This window comes from Dellaglioa sp. CoH-55-MRSF-7 (genome assembly GCF_056782235.1).
Genome location: NZ_JBXAYI010000001.1, coordinates 156,772 through 175,165 on the forward strand (window position 1 = coordinate 156,772; position 18,394 = coordinate 175,165).

Sequence of the window (18,394 nt, forward strand, 5' to 3'; positions counted from 1 at the left end):
AATTTCCTCCTTATTTTATAAAACTTCTTGGAAAAATTGAATGACTAAATTGAAGACTAATTGAACATTTAAAATAGTTAACCCGATTGCGGCTGCCCAACCAATAATTGATACCCAAAGTGGATTAACGAATCGTTCACCCATATATTTTTTAGAAGATGTAAACCAGATTAATGGAATCATCGTAAATGGTAAGGCTACTGATAAGAACACTTGTGAATAAACAAGTAAATTATCTAATACGCCTTCTGTCCCACCCCAAATGATTGCGGCAATCATAACGGGGATAACTGCTATGATACGTGTAACCAATCGACGGGCCCATAATGGCATTTTTAAATGTATGAAACCTTCCATTATAATTTGACCAGTCAAGGTTCCGGTAATCGTTGCATTTTGCCCAGAAGCCAGTAAAGCTACGGCAAATAAAGTTGAAAGTACAGGTGATGCAATCCCTTTGGCAATTGTATTATCACTTAATGCACGGTATAAATCACCGAATGCTTGTAATTGATCTGCATGTCCAAAGAATAAAGCAGCCCCCAAAAGTAAAAGTAAACTGTTAACAATTGTTGCGCCAAATAATTGGATATTTGAATCCCAAGTTGTAAAGCGCACAACTTTTGCAACTTCTTCTTCATCAGTTGAATCGTACTGACGTGTTTGTGCAATTGAAGAGTGAAGGTACAAGTTATGAGGCATTACTGTTGCACCAATAATACCTAAAGCTAATGTTAATTGATCATGGTTCATAACGATTGATGCTCTTGGTAAAATACCACCCATGATACCTGCTAAACTTGGTTTTGATAAGGCAACTAAGTAAAGGAAAATAATTAAAATTGATGCAATCAATGTTGCAACAATCGCTTCAATTGTTCTAAATCCTAATTTTGTTAATAATAATAGTAAGAAAACATCTAATATAGTTATCATAACGCCGACTGTTAATGGAATTCCAAAAAGTAATTGTAAAGCAATCGCTCCACCAATTACTTCGGCTATATCTGTTGCCATAATTGCTAATTCTGTCATGATCCATAATAAAAATCCAACCGGTTTATTAGTATGATCACGAATTGCTTGTGCTAAATCCATTCTTGTTACGACACCTAACTTAGCAGCCATATATTGCATTAACATAGCGATAAGTCCGGAGAAAATAACGACTGATAATAGTAAGTAACGGTATTGTGCACCACCGACAATTGATGTAATCCAGTTACCTGGATCCATGTAACCAACAGCGACTAATGCACCTGGTCCACTAAAAGCCCATAAAGTTCGTAAAAATCCGGCACTTTTTGGAACTTCTACTGATCCATTTACTTCTTCCAAACTAGCACTATTTGTTGTGGTAGTCATTTTTGGTTCTTGTACTTCTTTCGACATTTTTTACCACTCCTTTAAATTCTTTTCTTCTCAATTCCTTATTATACTCAAACTTTATACATTGTAAACAAAAAGTTTAGGCTAACCTTAAATCATTTTACCAGTTATTAAATATTGCTATATTTCCAAAAAAAGACTGCTGATATCTATTTGATATCAACAGTCTTTAGCTATTTAATAAAAATTTCTTTTGTTATCATAATACCTACTTCACAAAAATATAATGAGCGGCTTTATAACTAATATTTCTAACCTCACCAGTATTTTCTAATTTGATTTCAACTGGACCTTCAAAAGGCGCATGAGAAACAACTGTTAATTTATCACCAATGTGTAATTCTAAATCATCTAAATAAGTTAACAAATCATGATTATCAATGAATCGTTCAATCACAACTTTAGTGTTATCTTCTACTGCTTCTAAAACGAGATGGCTATCTTCCTCATAGTTACCTTCTTTGTCAGGTATCACACCGCCATGAGGACAGTGTGTTGGATGACCCAAGAATTCACTCAAATGATCAAGCAAGTACTCACTTGTCACATGTTCAAGTAACTCTGATTCACCGTCAACATCTTGTAGTTTATAATTTAATTTATAAACTAAGAAGCATTCCCATAAACGATGCTTACGAACTAAATCTTCTGCCAATAATATCCCAGGTTTCGTTAACGAAATCCCTGCGTATGGCGTATGTTCTACTAACTCTTCTTTAACTAGTTTATTGACCATTTCTGTAACTGATCCGGCCGCAATGTTCAGACTAAGCGCAATCTGTTTATTCGATATTTTCTTTTGCGTACCGCCTAATTCAAAAATAATTTTTAAATAATCTTCCTTCATAGGTGTCATATTCGATCTTTCATTTTTTGTCATTAGTTAATCAATTCACTTCCATTTTCTTAATAATAGATTTATTATATCAGAATAACGATTGAATTGTAACTTATTTTTTAGGAATACCTAACCTTTCATTTTAAAATACCTAAATGTAAGCTAAAAATCATAATTCACTGCATTAAAATAGGATTCAAGCATTTGTTTTAAGAAATGTCTTGAATCCTATCTTTTTGTAGAAGGAAAGCCGAAACCCGTGTTACCGAGAGTCGATTTTACTTGATTATTAATATATTTCGCCTCTATATCTTTATACTTATTTAGTTCTGTGAAGTCGCTTTTATATGTTTTGAATCATATATTATCGAACGACGCCCTTTGAGCGATTTGTTATCCATTCGATTTCAAACGTTTCTCCAAGACCAAATACCTCTAAATCCAATTATTCGTTCTACTACAACTTAAATCATCAAAATTCGATATCTTGATTTGCTTTTTAATGCTCAAGACCGGCACCGTTTTAATACGCCTTACTTGACATCTCTCAACGTCATTAACTTGCCGTACATTGGAAACTTAAACCATCATCTTAATTGATGTGTCCTGATTTGCTTTTAAGCGCTCAAGACTAGCACCGTTTTAAAACCTTGTTCGACGTCTCACGACGTTCACACTACCAAAATTCTAAATTCATCGGAGTAAACATCATCTAACTTGATGTGTCTTGATTTGCTTTTTAATGCTCAAGACCGGCACCGTTTTAATACGCCTTGCTTGACATCTCTCAACGTCATTAACTTGTGTTACATTTTTCAACTATCTTCAGTACTAAACATTGTCCAACTAACTTCGTTTTTAAAAACCATTAAGTGAGTTTAAAAAAGTGACTTCAGTTTTATTTTGTTCAGGGATTTCGATAGCCTTCCTTGCTACAAATTAAGTATAACACAAATGTAAACGGTTGCAACCTTTTTATGATTTTATTTTATAATTCTTTTTATTAAACATCTCTGAGTTCAAAACGTGTCCCTTTTTCATCTATTACCGCAAATAAACGCTGCTTTTTGGAGTCATCAAAATAGCCCATATCAAAAACTGTTTTATTTCCTTGTTTACCAACATCTGAAACACGATCAATCAAAAAGTGTTTAAATTGTCTAAAAATATCCATTTTTCCGTTAACGTGTTCAATCGCCGCAACCAATGTGTATCCTTCATCTAACTCTTCTTTTATAAGACTGACTTTTATGACCATATCTAAACGATATTCTCGCGACTTTGCCTTCTCATCTGAAATACTTTCAATATAGCCTTTTTGTTCCCAATATCTTAACTGTCGTGTTGAAACACCTGTCATTTTACTGATTTCACTAATACCGACAATTAACTTATCTTGCTTCATAAGATTGGCTAATGGATTATTATTCACTGTAAGTACCTTCTATCTCTAGTTTTCTAAATACTTTTGAAATTTTTTATCGATTTCTGGCAGACTTTTCTGTAATGATTTTGACTGGTTTTGTGTCCCCTCAGCCATTAACTTCAAGTAAGTAAATAAAATTTGACTAGCGTCTTTATGATATTTACTACCAAGTTCACTCGCAAATGTATATCGTTCATCCGTTAGTAATTTTGAAAATAAAGTTTCTTTTGCCATCTAGGCTCCTTCGATTGTTTTTATCATTGTGTGATGTGGAATTCCTGCGTCCATAAAGCCTTCACCTTCAACCTCATATCCTAGTTTCAAATAAAAATTTTGGGCTTGATCTTGTGCACCTAAGGTTAAGTATTTAATTCCGTAGACTGTTGAAAATCCTTCAATAAACGTTAGGATATCTGTTGCTAAATGTTGTCCACGAGCCGCTTTCAATGTTGCAACTCGCTGGACATGCCACGTTTCAGAGTCTTCGCTAAGTACACGTGCTGTCACAACAGGTTCTTCATCTTTATAACCCACAAAATGAATAGCTTCTGATTCGTTTTCAATTTCCAATTCCATTGGCACATTCTGTTCTCCAACAAAAACCGTTTTTCTAATTGATAATGCATCCTTATATATTTGACTACTTATATCTCTAGTTGATTTCACTATGAACATTTGCTCATCCTCAGCTTTCTTAGTTATCTTCGCATATAGCTTACCATAACTTGCTTTAAATTTGAACGTCAAGACCCGGTAGCTTATAATGAAAGCAAATAACTTACTATGCAAAGGAAACCACTAATGAAAAAATACGGTATATTAATAACCATCTTATTGATTTTAGGATTAGGTATTGGCTTTTTACTATTGCATAACAGTATACCTAAATCGGTAGAAACAGAGAAAAGTATTTCACAAACACCAACCTTATACATTCATGGATACGGCGGTACAGCTAACTCAACTAACGACATGATTGCCTCAGCAGAAAAATCTGGTAAGGCAAAAAAAGTTCTAACAGCAACCGTCTCTTCAACTGGTGATGTCACTTATACGGGTAGATGGAAATATACTGAAAAAAATCCAATTGTTCAAGTTATATTTGCGCGTAGTGATGCTCAAATTCCTGAAGAGGGCAGATGGATTGGTAAGATAACTGATTATTTAAAAGCATCATACGATATTAAAAAAATCAATCTTGTTACACATTCAATGGGTGGCTCATCTGCAATGTACTGGGCTGAATCTGTCAGAAAAAAATCTTCTCCTATCCTAAATAAATTTGTTCCAATTGCTGGTCCAATTAATGGGGTCCTCGGAATGGACGAAAAAGCCAATAAAAATTACTTCTTGAAAAATGACGAACCTGCTATTAAAACAGCAAACTACCAAAGTTACTATAGCAAACGAAAAAATTTCCCATCAACCGCAAAAGTCTTTGTTATTTATGGCGATGTGAATGATGGCTCAAATTCTGATACATCTGTCAGCATTGCTTCTGCCCGTTCAATGAACTATCTATTAAAAGGCCAAGTAAAATCGTATGACGAGCTTAAAATTACTGGTGAAGATGCACAACATAGTAAACTTCATAGAAATTTACAGGTTGATAAAGCTGTTATCCAATTCCTTTGGGGTAAATAGAACTATACGAAATATTAATTTTGTGCTATGATTAAGTTATGCGATGAGTCGAGTAAAATCAGACAACTTCGGTTGTTCCGCTGCGGCGGCTAGTGATTAGTTCGAAAATGGGGCATTTTTTACCTACCGCATTGTAGGTATGTCTGATTGTCACTGTTTTGTGGAATTCATACAATCTATTTACTTCGGTAAGTACCATAACAGGAAAGCATCAACTTCGGTTGGTGCTTTTTTTGTGCAGATAAATAGCCTTAGAAAATTACTTTCCAAGGCTATTATCACTATTTTTGAATTCTTATTGCTTCAACATCAAACACTTTATCAATCCAAGATTCATAAAATGGTGCTTCATGACTGACCAATAAAACATTTCCAGGAAAACGTCGGACTGCCTTTTGTAGCGCGTCTTTTGTATCATCATCCAAGTGATTAGTTGGTTCATCCAAAATTAAAAAGTTACTTGGTTTCAATTCAACTAAACTCAACTTAACTTTCATTTGTTCCCCACCACTCAAAATATTAATAGGTTTCATTGTATTCGCAGCATTAATCCCTGATTTAGCCAATCGGCGACGAATCGTTTTAGGTTCCAATTCAGGGTATTCATCTTGAATAATTTGAAGAGGTGTCATTTCTTTATTATCCCAAATTAAATCTTGATCAAAATAATTAACAACAACAGAATCAGAAAATTCAGCAGTTCCACCAAACGTTGGAATTAACTTCAAAATTGACTTAATCATTGTTGATTTACCAATTCCGTTAAATCCCTTTAAGACAACTTTTTCTTGATGTGATAATGAAAAAGTTACTGGTGATAGTAATGGCGTTTTATAACCAACTGATAAATTTTTAACGGCAAGCGTTGATGCGGATCCAGTATCTAGATAAGGAAAATCAAATTTACCTTTTACAGTATCACTTGGCGGTGTCACACGCTCAATTTTATCTAATCTTTTTTGTCTAGACTTAGCCATTGTGGCACGCGTTCCAGCTTTATTCTTTCGAATATAAGCCTCATCTTTTTCAATTTGAAGGCGTTGTTTCTGGAAAGCTTTTAGTTGCGCTTCTTTTTTAGCTTCTTTTTGCTTAATAGCTGATTTAAAATTCCCACGATATTTTGTGATTTTACCGAATGCAACATCAATAATTGTATTCGTGACATTTTGTAAAAATTCAAAATCATGAGAAATAACCATGAAACAGCCTTCAAATTGATTTAAATACTCAGTTAACCAATCAATATGTTCCGTATCTAAATAATTAGTTGGTTCATCTAATAAAATAACTTCAGGATTTTCCAATAATAATTTAGCTAAGATAATCTTAGATCTCTGACCACCACTTAATTCACTAACTTGATGGTCTTTTTCAATTGCATCTAATCCTAAACCAGTTCGAACACGGTCAATTTCTGTATCGATATCATAAAAATTTTTTGCCTCAAGTTCTTCTTGATATCTACCCGCTTTTTCCAACAACTTCTCGTCCATATTTTCAGCATAATCCGTATAGGCCTGCGTTTGTTTTTCACTAATATCATATAAACGTTGAAATGCTGTCTTCAAAAACTCAATAACCGTAATGCCTTCCGCAACTTCAGCATATTGATCTAAATAGCCAATTGTCGCACTTTTTTTCCATTTGATTTCGCCTTCATCAGGTAATTCTTGTCCAGTAATAATTTTGATTAATGTACTTTTACCAGCACCATTTTGACCAATGATACCCATATGATCCTCAGTGTTTAATTCAAAATGAGCATCCTCATATAATTGCTTATCCGCAAATTGATGGGAAAGTTGGCGAACTTCTAAAACTCCCATTGTAATCCTTCTTTCTAAAGACTAGTTATCATTGTTAACTTCCAATATTGCATTAAATACTTCTTGTGGTAATTCCATTTCAGCCTTAGAGCCCAATCGTTTATTAGCGCTTTGACGGCGTAGCATATCTTGTTTGGCAGCATTCTTTTTATCACTACTTGTTGTTGCGCTCTTACGAAGAGGCGGTACATTTGCACGCGAAATAGCTTTATTTTCGATAACTGCTTGTACTGGCATTGGGAATAATTTACGTGGAATTGAATATTTCAATTGCTCAACTAATTTCTGACCAATTTCCACAGCATCTTGTCTATGCACAACAAACCCTAGTGCATCGACTGTTGCATAGTTAACTAAAACGTCCATTTTAACAACGTCTGCTGTTTGATATCCTTTAAATTGCGTTTCCATTGTTGCATAGCCATGTGATAATGATTTTAATTGATTGAAGAAATCATAGGCAATTTCAGACGTTGGTAACGCATAATTCAATTCAGTTTGACCAGAATTGTATGACATATCTTGGAAAATACCTTTACGTTTTTCAGCTAATTTCATGATATCGCCCACTTGTTCATCTGGCACGGTCATATGAACATCTAAAAATGGTTCTTCAACATGATCAATTTCAGAAAAATTAGGGAATTGGACAGGATTATCAACAACAACTTCTTTACCATTTTTCAAAATAACGTGGTACGTAACATTAGGCGTCGTTGTTAACACCCCTAATTGGTATTCTTTTTCGAGACGTTCACGAATAATACTTAAATGTAACATCCCTAAGAATCCACATCTAAATCCTAGTCCTAAAGCATCTGACTTTTCTTCTTTATAATGGAAAGATGAGTCATTTAAAGCTAATTTTTGAATAGCTGATTTTAATTCTTTATAGTTATTATCTTTAGGATAAAATCCAGCAAAAACCATTGATTCTGATTCTTTATATCCAGGAAGTGCTTCTGGTGTCGGGTTACTTTGAGAAGTTAACGTATCCCCAATTTTAACTAGTTGAGGATCTTTTAGCCCTGTAATAACATAGCCAACATCCCCGGCATGTAGACTATCAACAGCCACCATGTCAGGTTTAAAAATACCTGCTTCTACTACTTGGAAATCAGTCGTTTGTTGCATAAATCGAAGTAAATTATTAGCTTTAAATTCACCATCAAAGACACGAATATAAGCCACAATTCCTTTAAATGCATCAAAATGTGAATCAAAAACTAATGCTTTAAGTGGTGCTTCAATATCACCGATTGGTTTTGGAATACGGTCTTTAATAGCCTCTAGAACCAAATCAACACCAATCCCAGTTTTAGCTGATATTAATAACATTTCGTCTTCATCAACGTCAGCTAATTCCATCAATTGAATTTTAGTTTCTTCAACATCAGCATTAGGATGATCAATCTTATTGATTACTGGAATAATTTTTAAGTTGTTTTCTTTAGCTAAACGGTAATTTGCAACCGTCTGTGCTTGCACACCTTGAGTGGCGTCCACCAATAAAATAGCCCCATCACTAGCAGCTAAACTTTTCGAAACTTCATATGAAAAATCAACGTGTCCCGGTGTATCAATAAAATTATATTCGTAAGTTTCACCATTAGTAGCTGTATAGTAACTACGAACCGTTCGTGATTTAACTGTAATCCCGTGTTCTTGTTCAACAGCCATTGAATCTAACAATTGACTAGACATCTCACGTTCACTGACAGTTTGTGTTTCTTCCATAATTCGATCAGCTAAAGTTGATTTACCATGATCAATATGGGCAATAATTGAAAAATTTCTAATTTGTGATTGTTTCATTATGATTAAACCTCATTTTCTAAATAATCATCTACTGTTTTAGAGTCTTTTTTATTATACGCTAAATTATCAACGTCGTAAGAAGAAGATTAAAAGCCGGTAAGAATGCCCAAGTATTTTAAAAACGAAAAAATAATGAACACAAATTTAACTAAGGTCAAATTCAGCTCATTATTTTTAATTTAAATAGTACCGTTTGCAAATTGGCTATTATATAAATCAGCATAAAACCCGTTTTTAGCAATCAAAGCATCATGATTTCCAGTTTCAATAATTGAGCCATTATCCATTACAATAATATTATCCGCATCACGAATCGTTGATAGACGATGCGCCACAACGAAACTTGTTCGGCTATCTAATAAGGTATCCATCGCTTTTTGAATCAAAACTTCAGTTCGTGTATCAACTGAACTCGTTGCTTCATCTAAAATTAAAATTTCTGGGTCAGCCAAAAATGCACGAGCAATCGTTAACAATTGACGTTGTCCTTGTGAAATATTTGAAGCGTCTTCATTCAGAACAGTTTGATAACCATCTGGTAATTGACGAACAAATGTATCAACATGAGCGGCTTTTGCTGCAGCATAAACCTCTTCATCCGTTGCATTTTCACGACCATATTGAATATTTTCCATAATAGTACCTGTAAATAACCAAGTATCTTGAAGCACCATCGAGATTGACTTACGTAAATCTTCTCGTTTCAAATTCTTAGTATCGACACCATTTAGTCGGATTGATCCCGCTGAGACATCATAAAAGCGTTCAATTAAGTTAATAATCGTTGTCTTTCCAGCACCTGTAGGTCCAACAATTGCTACCTTTTGTCCTTCGTTAACATCCAAATTATAATCTGTCATCAAAAGCTTCTTATCTGAGTAACCAAATTGAACATGATCAAAGGAAATTTTATTACCATTATCAGCAATTGGTAAGTCATCGTTACTTTCATCTTTCAATTCTTCTTCATCTAAGATTTCAAAAATTCGTTCTGCAGAAGCTACAGTTGCTTGAATCGTATTAGATAAGTTGGCAATTTGAGTGATTGGTTGTGAGAATTGGTTCACATATTGTAAAAAGGCTTGGACGTTACCTAAAGTAATTGTTCCTTGTGAAACCTTAATTCCACCAACAATTGCCACAAAGACATAGCCAATATTTTTAATAAAGTTCATTGCTGGCATAATTAATCCAGAAATAAATTGTGCTTTCCATGAACTTTTATAATAATCATTATTCTGTTTTTCAAAAATATCAATATTTTTTTCTTCTTTATTAAAAGTCTTAACAACCGTATGACCCGCATACGTTTCTTCCACTTGATTGTTCAAAAGTCCTAAACTCTTTTGTTGTCCAGCAAAGAACTTTTGCGAACGAGGCGCAATTAATGAGACAACAACCAAACTCAAAGGAACAATAATCAAAGCAATTAACGTTAATTGCCAACTAATTGAAAACATCATATAGAGAACACTGACAAAGGTCACAACACTTGTTACTAACTGTGTAAAACTTTGTTGTAACGTTCCAGAAATGTTATCCACATCATTTACAGCACGAGACATAATATCACCATTTGGATGTGTATCGTAGTAAGAAACAGGCACGCGTTCCATTTTAGCCTTAATATCTTTACGAAGTGCGTACACCGTTTTTTGAGAAATATTAGTCATGATTAATTGCTGCACAAAACTGAAAAGTGCAGACGCAATATACATAATACCAACTGTAAGTAAGATATTCTTAATTGCATCAAAATTAATTGGCAACGAGGTTACTTTCTGCCCCTGTTTCATTTGAGTGAATCCTTTAGTTACCCCAGAGAAAATCTCGGTTGTTGCGCGTCCTAAAATTTTAGGAGAAACCGCCTGGAAAATTACAGATATAATGGCTAGCACTAATACTATCCCTATTGAAATTAACCATGGTGACATGTATTTCGCTAAACGCCCAATTGTTTTCCAAAAGTTCTTAGGCTTTTCAACTGGTCGTCCAATATTGCCATGTCCACCTCGACCGCCCCGCATAGGTTGCGTTGCTTGTTTTGACTTATTATCTGCCATTACTCTGCATCCCCCTCTCTGATTTGTGACTGCATAATTTCTTGATAGGTTTCATTCGTGGCTTTCAATTCTTCATGAGTCCCTTTACCAACGATTTTTCCACCATCGATAACTAAGATTAAATCGGCACTTGTCACACTAGAAATCCGTTGTGCCACAATTACGACAACACTATCTTTGATGCTTTCATCCGTTTTAAGTGAGCCACGTAATTTAGCATCTGTTTTAAAATCAAGCGCTGAGAATGAATCATCAAACAAGTAAACAGAAGCTTTTTTAACTAATGCTCTTGCAATTGCAAGTCGTTGCTTTTGGCCACCAGAGAAGTTATCTCCACCTTGTTCAACTATGCCGTCTAAGCCATCCGCTGATTCTTCAACAAACGATTTAGCTTGTGCTATTTCTAGCGCATGCCACAACTCATCATCTGTTGCCGTTTCATTTCCAAACTGTAGATTACTTCGGATTGTTCCTCTAAAAAGAACTGTCTTTTGTTGAACAAGAGAAATTTGGTCGTGTAAGCTTACTTGGGTTAACTCATAAATTGATTTACCATCAATTTTAATATCGCCCGACTCAACATCAAACAATCGTGGAATTAAATTAATTAACGTTGACTTACCAGATCCAGTACCACCAATAATCGCAATCGTTTGACCCGCCTTTGCTTCAAAGTTAATATCTGTTAGGGCTTCTTTTTCAGCACCCGTATACCGGAAATTAACTTTATCAAATGACAATTGACTTGCTCCTACTTTACTACGATCAACTGTAATTGCATCAGGTTGGTCTTTTATCGAATTCTTCGTATCTAAAACTTCGTTGATACGTGCTGCAGCAGCTTGCGCACGAGGTAACATGACAAATACCATCGATAACATCATAAAACTTGATAAAATTTGCATTGCATACGTCATAAACGCAACTAGATTACCCACTTGCATCGACATATCTCCAATTAAATGACCACCATACCAGATAATTGCGATATTGGTTGCACTAAGAACTAAAGTCATCATGGGGAACATTAGCGCCGTAATTGAAAATACTTTACGGGCATTATCTGTATATTCTTTATTCACACGATCAAAACGATTTTGTTCATATTTATCTTGGTTAAATGCGCGAATAACACGAACACCTGTTAAACCTTCACGAAAGACAAGATTAATATGATCAATTCTTTTTTGTAACGTTTTGAACAGCGGCACTGCAAAATACATAACTGAAGCAATTAATATAATTAAAATTGGAACAGCTACTAAAAAAATCACGGTTAATTCTTTTTGTTTGTTATAAGCTAAAATACTAGCACCAATCAACATAATAGGCGCTTGGATCATCATTCTTAACATCATAACGGTAACGTTTTGAATTTGTAGAACATCAGTTGATGTTCTTGTAATTAAACTTGAATTTCCAATTTGATCAAATTCATGACTTGAAAAATTAAGTACTTTTTTGTAAATATGACTTCTTAATCTAAGTCCTAATTTTTGCGCTAAGCGTGAAGCGATAAAGACATTACCAACTGCCGCAACAATACCAATAGCTGCTACGCCTAACATGACATAACCCACCTGCCAGATATACGCAACATCGCCTTGTGAGACACCTTTATTAATCATGTCTGATGTTAATGTTGGTAAATATAAATCGCAGATAACTTGGACAATCATAAATATAAATGCACCAAACATTGCCCAAACGCTAACGCGATTTTTCATTACTTTTATCATTTATTTTTATTCCTTCCTTTTTGAAACACCAATAGCTACCCAGTTAGCCATTGTTTCATATTCTTTTTGTAACTCTTCAACAGGTATTTCAATACCTTCTCTTTGTTTTGAAAAATAATCATTAATAGTTTTCATAAATGGACTCATTAAAGAAAACATAAGTAAACTAATTTCTTCATCTGAGGAAATGGTTAGTAAAGACCGATCAATTTCACTCATAATATCAAAATCTGCTTTTAAATTTTGATGAAATGGTCCACCAAAATGTGGCTGTTTCCCACTATGATGCGGGTGGTGAGGATGATGTGGCTGCATCCGACTACTCATTTTAAAGTCCATTCGGACAAAGGCGTTTTTAAAAAATGCAGCATCTTCTCCGGACACTGTATTCGCAATCGTTTCTGAAAAAAAGGTCTTCATAGTCGTCACGACATCACCTTGATTTCGTTTTAATAATTCACCAAATCTTTTAGTTTGATTCTGTCGAATAGTATCAAAATAATAAAAGTATAAATCTTCTTTATTTTCGAAATATTGGTAAAAACTCCCTCGCGGAATATCTGCAATTTTTATGATATTACTAATTGATGCTTCAAACAGGGGTACTCTTGAGAACTCTTCTTTAGCAGCATCCAATATCCGTTGTTGCTTATCTTCATCTAAATTAAAATACGTTTTTTTAGGCATATTTTCTCCTTTATACAAAAAATGACAAGCTGTCATGTGACAACTTGTCATGTTACTAGTCTTTATTTAAAAATGCAACTTTATTTACTTATTCTTTTCTTAAAGATTCAACTGGATCAAGTTTTGATGCTCTGTTTGCTGGTAAGAAACTAGCAACCATACTAATCAAGACACTGATTAAAATACCAGAGAATACATAACTAGCTGTAACTTTAACAATCGTAACATCGAATGTTGCAACTGAGAATGCATTTAACCCAAAGGCTAAAATATACGTTACGCCAACACCAATTAAGCCAGATGCTAATCCAATTAGGAACGCTTCGGAAACAAATATACGGCGAATATCCTTACGACGTGCTCCTAAAGCTTTCATAACACCGATTTCTTTTGTTCTTTCAACAACAGATATATTTAGAACCACTAATATCATAATTGCAGAAACGAGCAATGATATCGCAGCTACGGCCGTTAAAACGTCTGTCAAAATATCTAACATTTGAGTAAACATTTCTGACATTTTTTCTTGAATTGAACCTGTGTAACCCAATGATTTAACTTTAGCTTTTATACCTGCCGTATTAGCCTTATCGTTTGTATGAAGATAAACAACATTTGGTTTAATTGTTTCATTATTATCTTCAACTAATTGTTGTAAGTCAGCGTAATTCAAGTAAACTAAACTGCTTGAACTGCTACTTCCAGATGCTTCATAAATTCCGGCAACTTTGAACGTTTTCTTAATCGTTTTTTCGTTATAAACAATCGCAATTTTAACTTGTTTACCAACAATGTTCTTGCCTAATGAATCTGCAGTTGTTTTATCTAATAAAATGCCATCCTTACCTGGTTTAGTACCCTTGGTAATGTTTGATTTTGTAATACCTGAGTTCATTGTACCCAACTGCATCAAACTAGCTTTTTTATCCTTATATGAAACTGTATTTGTACCTAGTGAAATTGCTGTATAACCCTTTTGTAGCTCATTCACATGTTTAATATTTGTTAACTTATTAATATCTTTTTTAGAAAATGATCCTGTCTGACCAGTAATTGCAGCCATTTGACTTTGTTGTTCTTTAGCTTGCGCTGCTTGGGCTTGAGAACCAGCAGCTGGTGTTGCTGTTTTAGAACTACTACTTGAAGAACTTGTTTTTGCCTTCATATGAACTTCAGTCACATTGGGATTCACGTAGCTAGTCATCGTATCCTTTATATAACTTGTTACCCCTTTTCCAAGCGATAACATTAAAACAACAGACATAATCCCAATACTTGAGCCAATAGCAACAAGTAAATTACGAGAAAATTTAGCTTTCATATTAAGTGCAGCTAATCGAATTGCAGACCATAGACTTAAATTCTTAGGCGTTTCGCCTTTAAATTCATCTTCATTAGTATGCAACTCTAATTGTTCTTGTTCGGAATCAGAAATAATTGCACCATTATCAATTCGTACAACACGACTTGAATATGCCGCAACGCGATCTGAATGAGTAACCATTAAAACTAATTTACCACGCTTTGCGATATCTTTGATAATTTCTAAGACAGCATCAGTTGTCTCTGAATCCAAAGCACCTGTTGGTTCATCAGCAATAATGACATCAGGATCATTCATTAAGGCACGTGCAATAGCAACACGTTGTTTTTGCCCACCAGATATTTGATCTGGCTTCTTTGTCATATGATCTTGTAACCCAACGTCTGTTAATAATTTTTTAGCACGTTTGACACGTACTGATTTATCAACATTTGAAAGCGTCATTGCCATAGCAACGTTATCAATCAAACTTAAATGAGGAATTAAATTAAAATTTTGAAAAATGAATCCAATACTCTTCTTATGAAAGTTAACAAGTTCTTTTTCAGAAAAATCACCAATATTTTCACCATTATACGTAATTTCGCCATCAAAATTTGAATCCAATCCACCTATTAAGTTCATTAATGTTGATTTACCACTTCCGGATTCACCAACTATTGAAACTAATTCTCCTTTGTCAAAAGAAGCATTAATGTCTTTTAAAGCCTTGAATGTCGTACCACCAGCCATATTATACGTTTTTGAAACGTTTTTTATTTCTAGAATCAATTTGTCTCCCCCTATTTCCGTTTTTATGACAGACTGTCATAATGAGCTGGTTTTTATTATAGATAATCACACTCACAAAAGCAAAGTATTTCGCTCCACCTTTACCCATTCTTTACAATTTCAGGTGTAAATCATTACACGATTCATACAGAACCATAACATTTAACTGATATTATGAAGTTGTTCTTAAATACGAATACAAAATAAAAGGGGAAGTTAATTATGAGAAAGAAAACAGCAATTATTTCGATAGCAGCAATGGGTCTTTTATTGTTGGCAGGATGTGGTAAATCATCATCTTCTTCAGATGATTCATCAAAAATTACAGGTAAAATTACTATTGTTGGATCAACTGCTTTACAACCTTTAGTTGAACAAGCAGCTGAAACCTATCAAGCAGATAATTCAGGTTTAACAATTGGCGTGCAAGGTGGTGGCTCAGGTACTGGTTTAAGCCAAGTTTCTACAGGTGCTGTTACCGTTGGTAATTCTGACATTTTTGCAGAACAAAAAGACGGCGTAGATGCTAAAAAGATTGTTGATCACAAAGTTGCCGTTGTTGGTATTGCACCTGTTGTCAACAAAGATACAAAAGTAACTAACCTCTCAAAAGCACAACTTGCTAACATTTTCTTAGGTAAGACAACAAACTGGAAAGAACTTGGCGGAGCAGACCAAGCGATTGTTGTCATTAATCGTGCTTCTGGTTCGGGTACACGTACCGTATTTGATAGTAGTATCCTTCCAAATAAAACAGCTAAACAAACACAAGAACAAGATTCAAACGGTACAGTTCAAAAAATGGTATCTTCAACACCAGGTGCCATCAGCTACTTAGCATTCTCGTACTTAAAAGATAACATCCAAGCATTATCTATTGATAACGTTAAACCAACATCAAAAAATGTTGAAACAAACAATTGGAAAATTTGGTCATACGAACATATGTATACTAAAGGTTCTCCTAACTACGCAACAGCTAAATTTATTGGTTATATTCAATCAGACAAAATTCAAAACGGCTTAATCAAGAAATTAGGTTATATCTCAATTTCAGATATGAAAGTTGAAAAAGACGCTAAGGGTACTATTGAAGAAATTAATAAATAGCTGTAAAAAATAGAACATTCAATACAAAAAGCTCATAATTATTAGATCTAAATCTAATAATTATGAGCTTTTTTATATTTAAATAGTGTTAAAGGTTATGAAATTTGTTTTATATTGGTATATTGCGCCAATCATATTAGCATCTCCATAAAAATAACATGTTTTTAAATTATACTTAAGGCCATCCGCACGTTTGGCAATGATTAATTGATTAATATATTTATTTAGTGTTTTAATCAAACCAGGTCTTTCAGATATAGCGCCTCCAATTAAAACAAGGTCAGGATCATACGATACAAGTAGATTAAACACTCCTACGGCTAAATGTTTATAAAAATCATCTACAATTTGGCATGCCTTATCATCACCAGAGTCAGATAAATCAAATAATTGTTTTCCGTTAATTTCACGATTATTTTCTGAAGAATACTGTTTGGCAAGATTTACTGGACTAACCAACTCACTGAAAGTACGATCATCATTTACATCTAAAATCATGTACCCAAATTCGCCACCAAATAGATTACTTCCGGCCTTTAATTTTTTATTCATTATTACAGAACCACCAACTCCAGATCCAATGATAATAGAAACAAAATCATCTACATCTTTAGCGTTTCCAATCCAATTCTCAGCTAATGCTGCACAATTAGCATCGTTTTGTATAGAAACTGGTACGCCTAAATATTGTTCCAACTCATCCCTAATCGGAAAATTGTGTATATAAGGGATGGCGCTAATCCCATGAATAATTCCATTTACCGTATCAACTGATCCTGGAGAACTAATGGCTATACCTTCAGCGTTCTGACAACTATTATATAAATTTTTAATTAAAGTTTTCATATCTTTCCACGTCTCAGGGGTCTCCCTCTTACCACGTGAAATGAACTGATTTTCTTTCCATTCTCCATACTTTACGGTTGTCCCACCAATATCAATTGCTAATATAGTTCCCATTGTTCTCCTTTTCAGTCATTCGACTAATATTTTTAGTATCTGATAATTATAATTTTTAATAAACGTATTAAATTAAAGAAGTTCTCATAGCACGTCTATAATGCGTCATTTTATACGGCGTTTTTTTTAATTGATTTATACATAGTTATAATTTCTTTAGCTAAATCAATATAACAGATACTCGTCATTAGCCAATCTTGCGAATGTATCAAATACAAATTAAGTTTCGTTTTTTCACCATTGGCCTCTTTTGTTAACAAAGTAGTTTGGATATTGTGCACCTTAGTTAACGCCTCTTGTGCTTGGTTCATAAAATCATCAGATTTAGAAAAATCAGACTGCTCAGCCATGCGGATTGCTTGAGCGGCAAATCCCTTCGCATTCCCCGATTCCATAATAATTCCCATTATTACAGTCATATCTTTATCATTCATATTTTTCATCCCCATTTCACTAAATTTATTTTATTCCGCAATTAAATTTACTGCTGTTTGTAATACTTTTTCACCGTTCATCATCCCATAATCTAGCATATCAATGACGTCCATAGGAATTCCAGCAGCATCAGTTTTACTTTTAATTTCTTCCTTCATATAACTGACCTGTGGCCCTAATAACAATACATCCGGATGAACACTTTCAATTTGATGGTCTACATCTGATGTTGATGTTGCAAATATTTCATAATCTTTTTTCTGCTTAGAAGCTGCCGCCTGCATTTTTGATACTAGTAGAGATGTAGACATACCAGCTGAACAAGCTAACATAATAATTTTTTTCTCCATGATTTTTTATTCCT

The 18,394-nt window shown here is 34.1% G+C and carries 16 protein-coding genes; 2 read left to right on the forward strand and 14 right to left on the reverse strand.

Going from position 1 to position 18,394, the window contains the following annotated elements:
• Positions 1-15: 15 nt before the first annotated feature.
• From AC1RPU_RS00725 to AC1RPU_RS00745, 5 genes are all read right to left on the reverse strand, one after another.
• Positions 16-1,392 carry an Nramp family divalent metal transporter gene (locus AC1RPU_RS00725; protein ID WP_481760965.1) on the reverse strand — a complete coding sequence of 459 codons (1,377 nt, stop codon included), beginning with the start codon at positions 1,390-1,392 and terminating at the stop codon, positions 16-18.
• Between the two features lie 205 nt (positions 1,393-1,597).
• Positions 1,598-2,245 (reverse strand): metal-dependent transcriptional regulator, encoded by a 648-nt coding sequence (locus AC1RPU_RS00730; protein ID WP_481761142.1) that lies wholly within the window; start codon positions 2,243-2,245, stop codon positions 1,598-1,600.
• A 985-nt stretch (positions 2,246-3,230) separates the two neighbouring features.
• On the reverse strand, positions 3,231-3,659 hold the full coding sequence (locus tag AC1RPU_RS00735) for a MerR family transcriptional regulator (protein WP_409021721.1): 429 nt from the start codon (positions 3,657-3,659) through the stop codon (positions 3,231-3,233).
• A gap of 18 nt (positions 3,660-3,677) precedes the next feature.
• Positions 3,678-3,887, reverse strand: a complete 210-nt coding sequence (locus AC1RPU_RS00740) for a hypothetical protein (protein ID WP_481760966.1) — start codon at positions 3,885-3,887, stop codon at positions 3,678-3,680.
• The gene (locus tag AC1RPU_RS00745) at positions 3,888-4,328 is read right to left on the reverse strand and encodes a GNAT family N-acetyltransferase (protein WP_481760967.1); all 441 of its coding nucleotides are present in this window, start codon (positions 4,326-4,328) and stop codon (positions 3,888-3,890) included.
• Between the two features lie 108 nt (positions 4,329-4,436).
• On the opposite strand from AC1RPU_RS00745, the gene AC1RPU_RS00750 reads away from it, so the two are divergent.
• Positions 4,437-5,297, forward strand: coding sequence for an alpha/beta hydrolase (locus AC1RPU_RS00750; protein ID WP_481763204.1), 861 nt, complete (start codon positions 4,437-4,439; stop codon positions 5,295-5,297).
• Between the two features lie 281 nt (positions 5,298-5,578).
• On the opposite strand, the gene AC1RPU_RS00755 is transcribed toward AC1RPU_RS00750, so the two are convergent.
• The 6 genes from AC1RPU_RS00755 to AC1RPU_RS00780 form a co-directional block, all read right to left on the reverse strand.
• Entirely contained in the window at positions 5,579-7,123 is a 1,545-nt protein-coding gene (locus AC1RPU_RS00755) for an ABC-F family ATP-binding cassette domain-containing protein (protein WP_481760969.1), read from the reverse strand.
• Between the two features lie 21 nt (positions 7,124-7,144).
• Entirely contained in the window at positions 7,145-8,938 is a 1,794-nt protein-coding gene (lepA, locus tag AC1RPU_RS00760) for a translation elongation factor 4 (RefSeq protein WP_481760970.1), read from the reverse strand.
• Between the two features lie 182 nt (positions 8,939-9,120).
• Positions 9,121-11,004 (reverse strand): ABC transporter ATP-binding protein, encoded by a 1,884-nt coding sequence (locus AC1RPU_RS00765; RefSeq protein ID WP_481760971.1) that lies wholly within the window; start codon positions 11,002-11,004, stop codon positions 9,121-9,123.
• Positions 11,004-12,743, reverse strand: a complete 1,740-nt coding sequence (locus tag AC1RPU_RS00770) for an ABC transporter ATP-binding protein (RefSeq protein WP_481760972.1) — start codon at positions 12,741-12,743, stop codon at positions 11,004-11,006. Before AC1RPU_RS00770 ends, AC1RPU_RS00765 begins: the two co-directional genes overlap by 1 nt.
• A 6-nt stretch (positions 12,744-12,749) precedes the next feature.
• The gene (locus AC1RPU_RS00775) at positions 12,750-13,430 is read right to left on the reverse strand and encodes a TetR/AcrR family transcriptional regulator (RefSeq protein WP_481760973.1); all 681 of its coding nucleotides are present in this window, start codon (positions 13,428-13,430) and stop codon (positions 12,750-12,752) included.
• Between the two features lie 88 nt (positions 13,431-13,518).
• Entirely contained in the window at positions 13,519-15,486 is a 1,968-nt protein-coding gene (locus AC1RPU_RS00780; protein ID WP_481761143.1) for an ABC transporter ATP-binding protein/permease, read from the reverse strand.
• 261 nt (positions 15,487-15,747) lie between these two features.
• Here AC1RPU_RS00780 and AC1RPU_RS00785 point away from each other — a divergent pair, with 261 nt between their 5' ends.
• Positions 15,748-16,635 (forward strand): phosphate ABC transporter substrate-binding protein PstS family protein, encoded by an 888-nt coding sequence (locus AC1RPU_RS00785; RefSeq protein ID WP_481760974.1) that lies wholly within the window; start codon positions 15,748-15,750, stop codon positions 16,633-16,635.
• A 78-nt stretch (positions 16,636-16,713) separates the two neighbouring features.
• On the opposite strand, the gene AC1RPU_RS00790 is transcribed toward AC1RPU_RS00785, so the two are convergent.
• The 3 genes from AC1RPU_RS00790 to AC1RPU_RS00800 form a co-directional block, all read right to left on the reverse strand.
• On the reverse strand, positions 16,714-17,595 hold the full coding sequence (locus AC1RPU_RS00790; protein WP_481760975.1) for an ROK family protein: 882 nt from the start codon (positions 17,593-17,595) through the stop codon (positions 16,714-16,716).
• A gap of 110 nt (positions 17,596-17,705) precedes the next feature.
• Positions 17,706-18,029 (reverse strand): PTS lactose/cellobiose transporter subunit IIA, encoded by a 324-nt coding sequence (locus AC1RPU_RS00795; protein ID WP_481760976.1) that lies wholly within the window; start codon positions 18,027-18,029, stop codon positions 17,706-17,708.
• Between the two features lie 30 nt (positions 18,030-18,059).
• Positions 18,060-18,380, reverse strand: coding sequence for a PTS sugar transporter subunit IIB (locus AC1RPU_RS00800; RefSeq protein ID WP_481760977.1), 321 nt, complete (start codon positions 18,378-18,380; stop codon positions 18,060-18,062).
• Positions 18,381-18,394 lie beyond the last annotated feature (14 nt).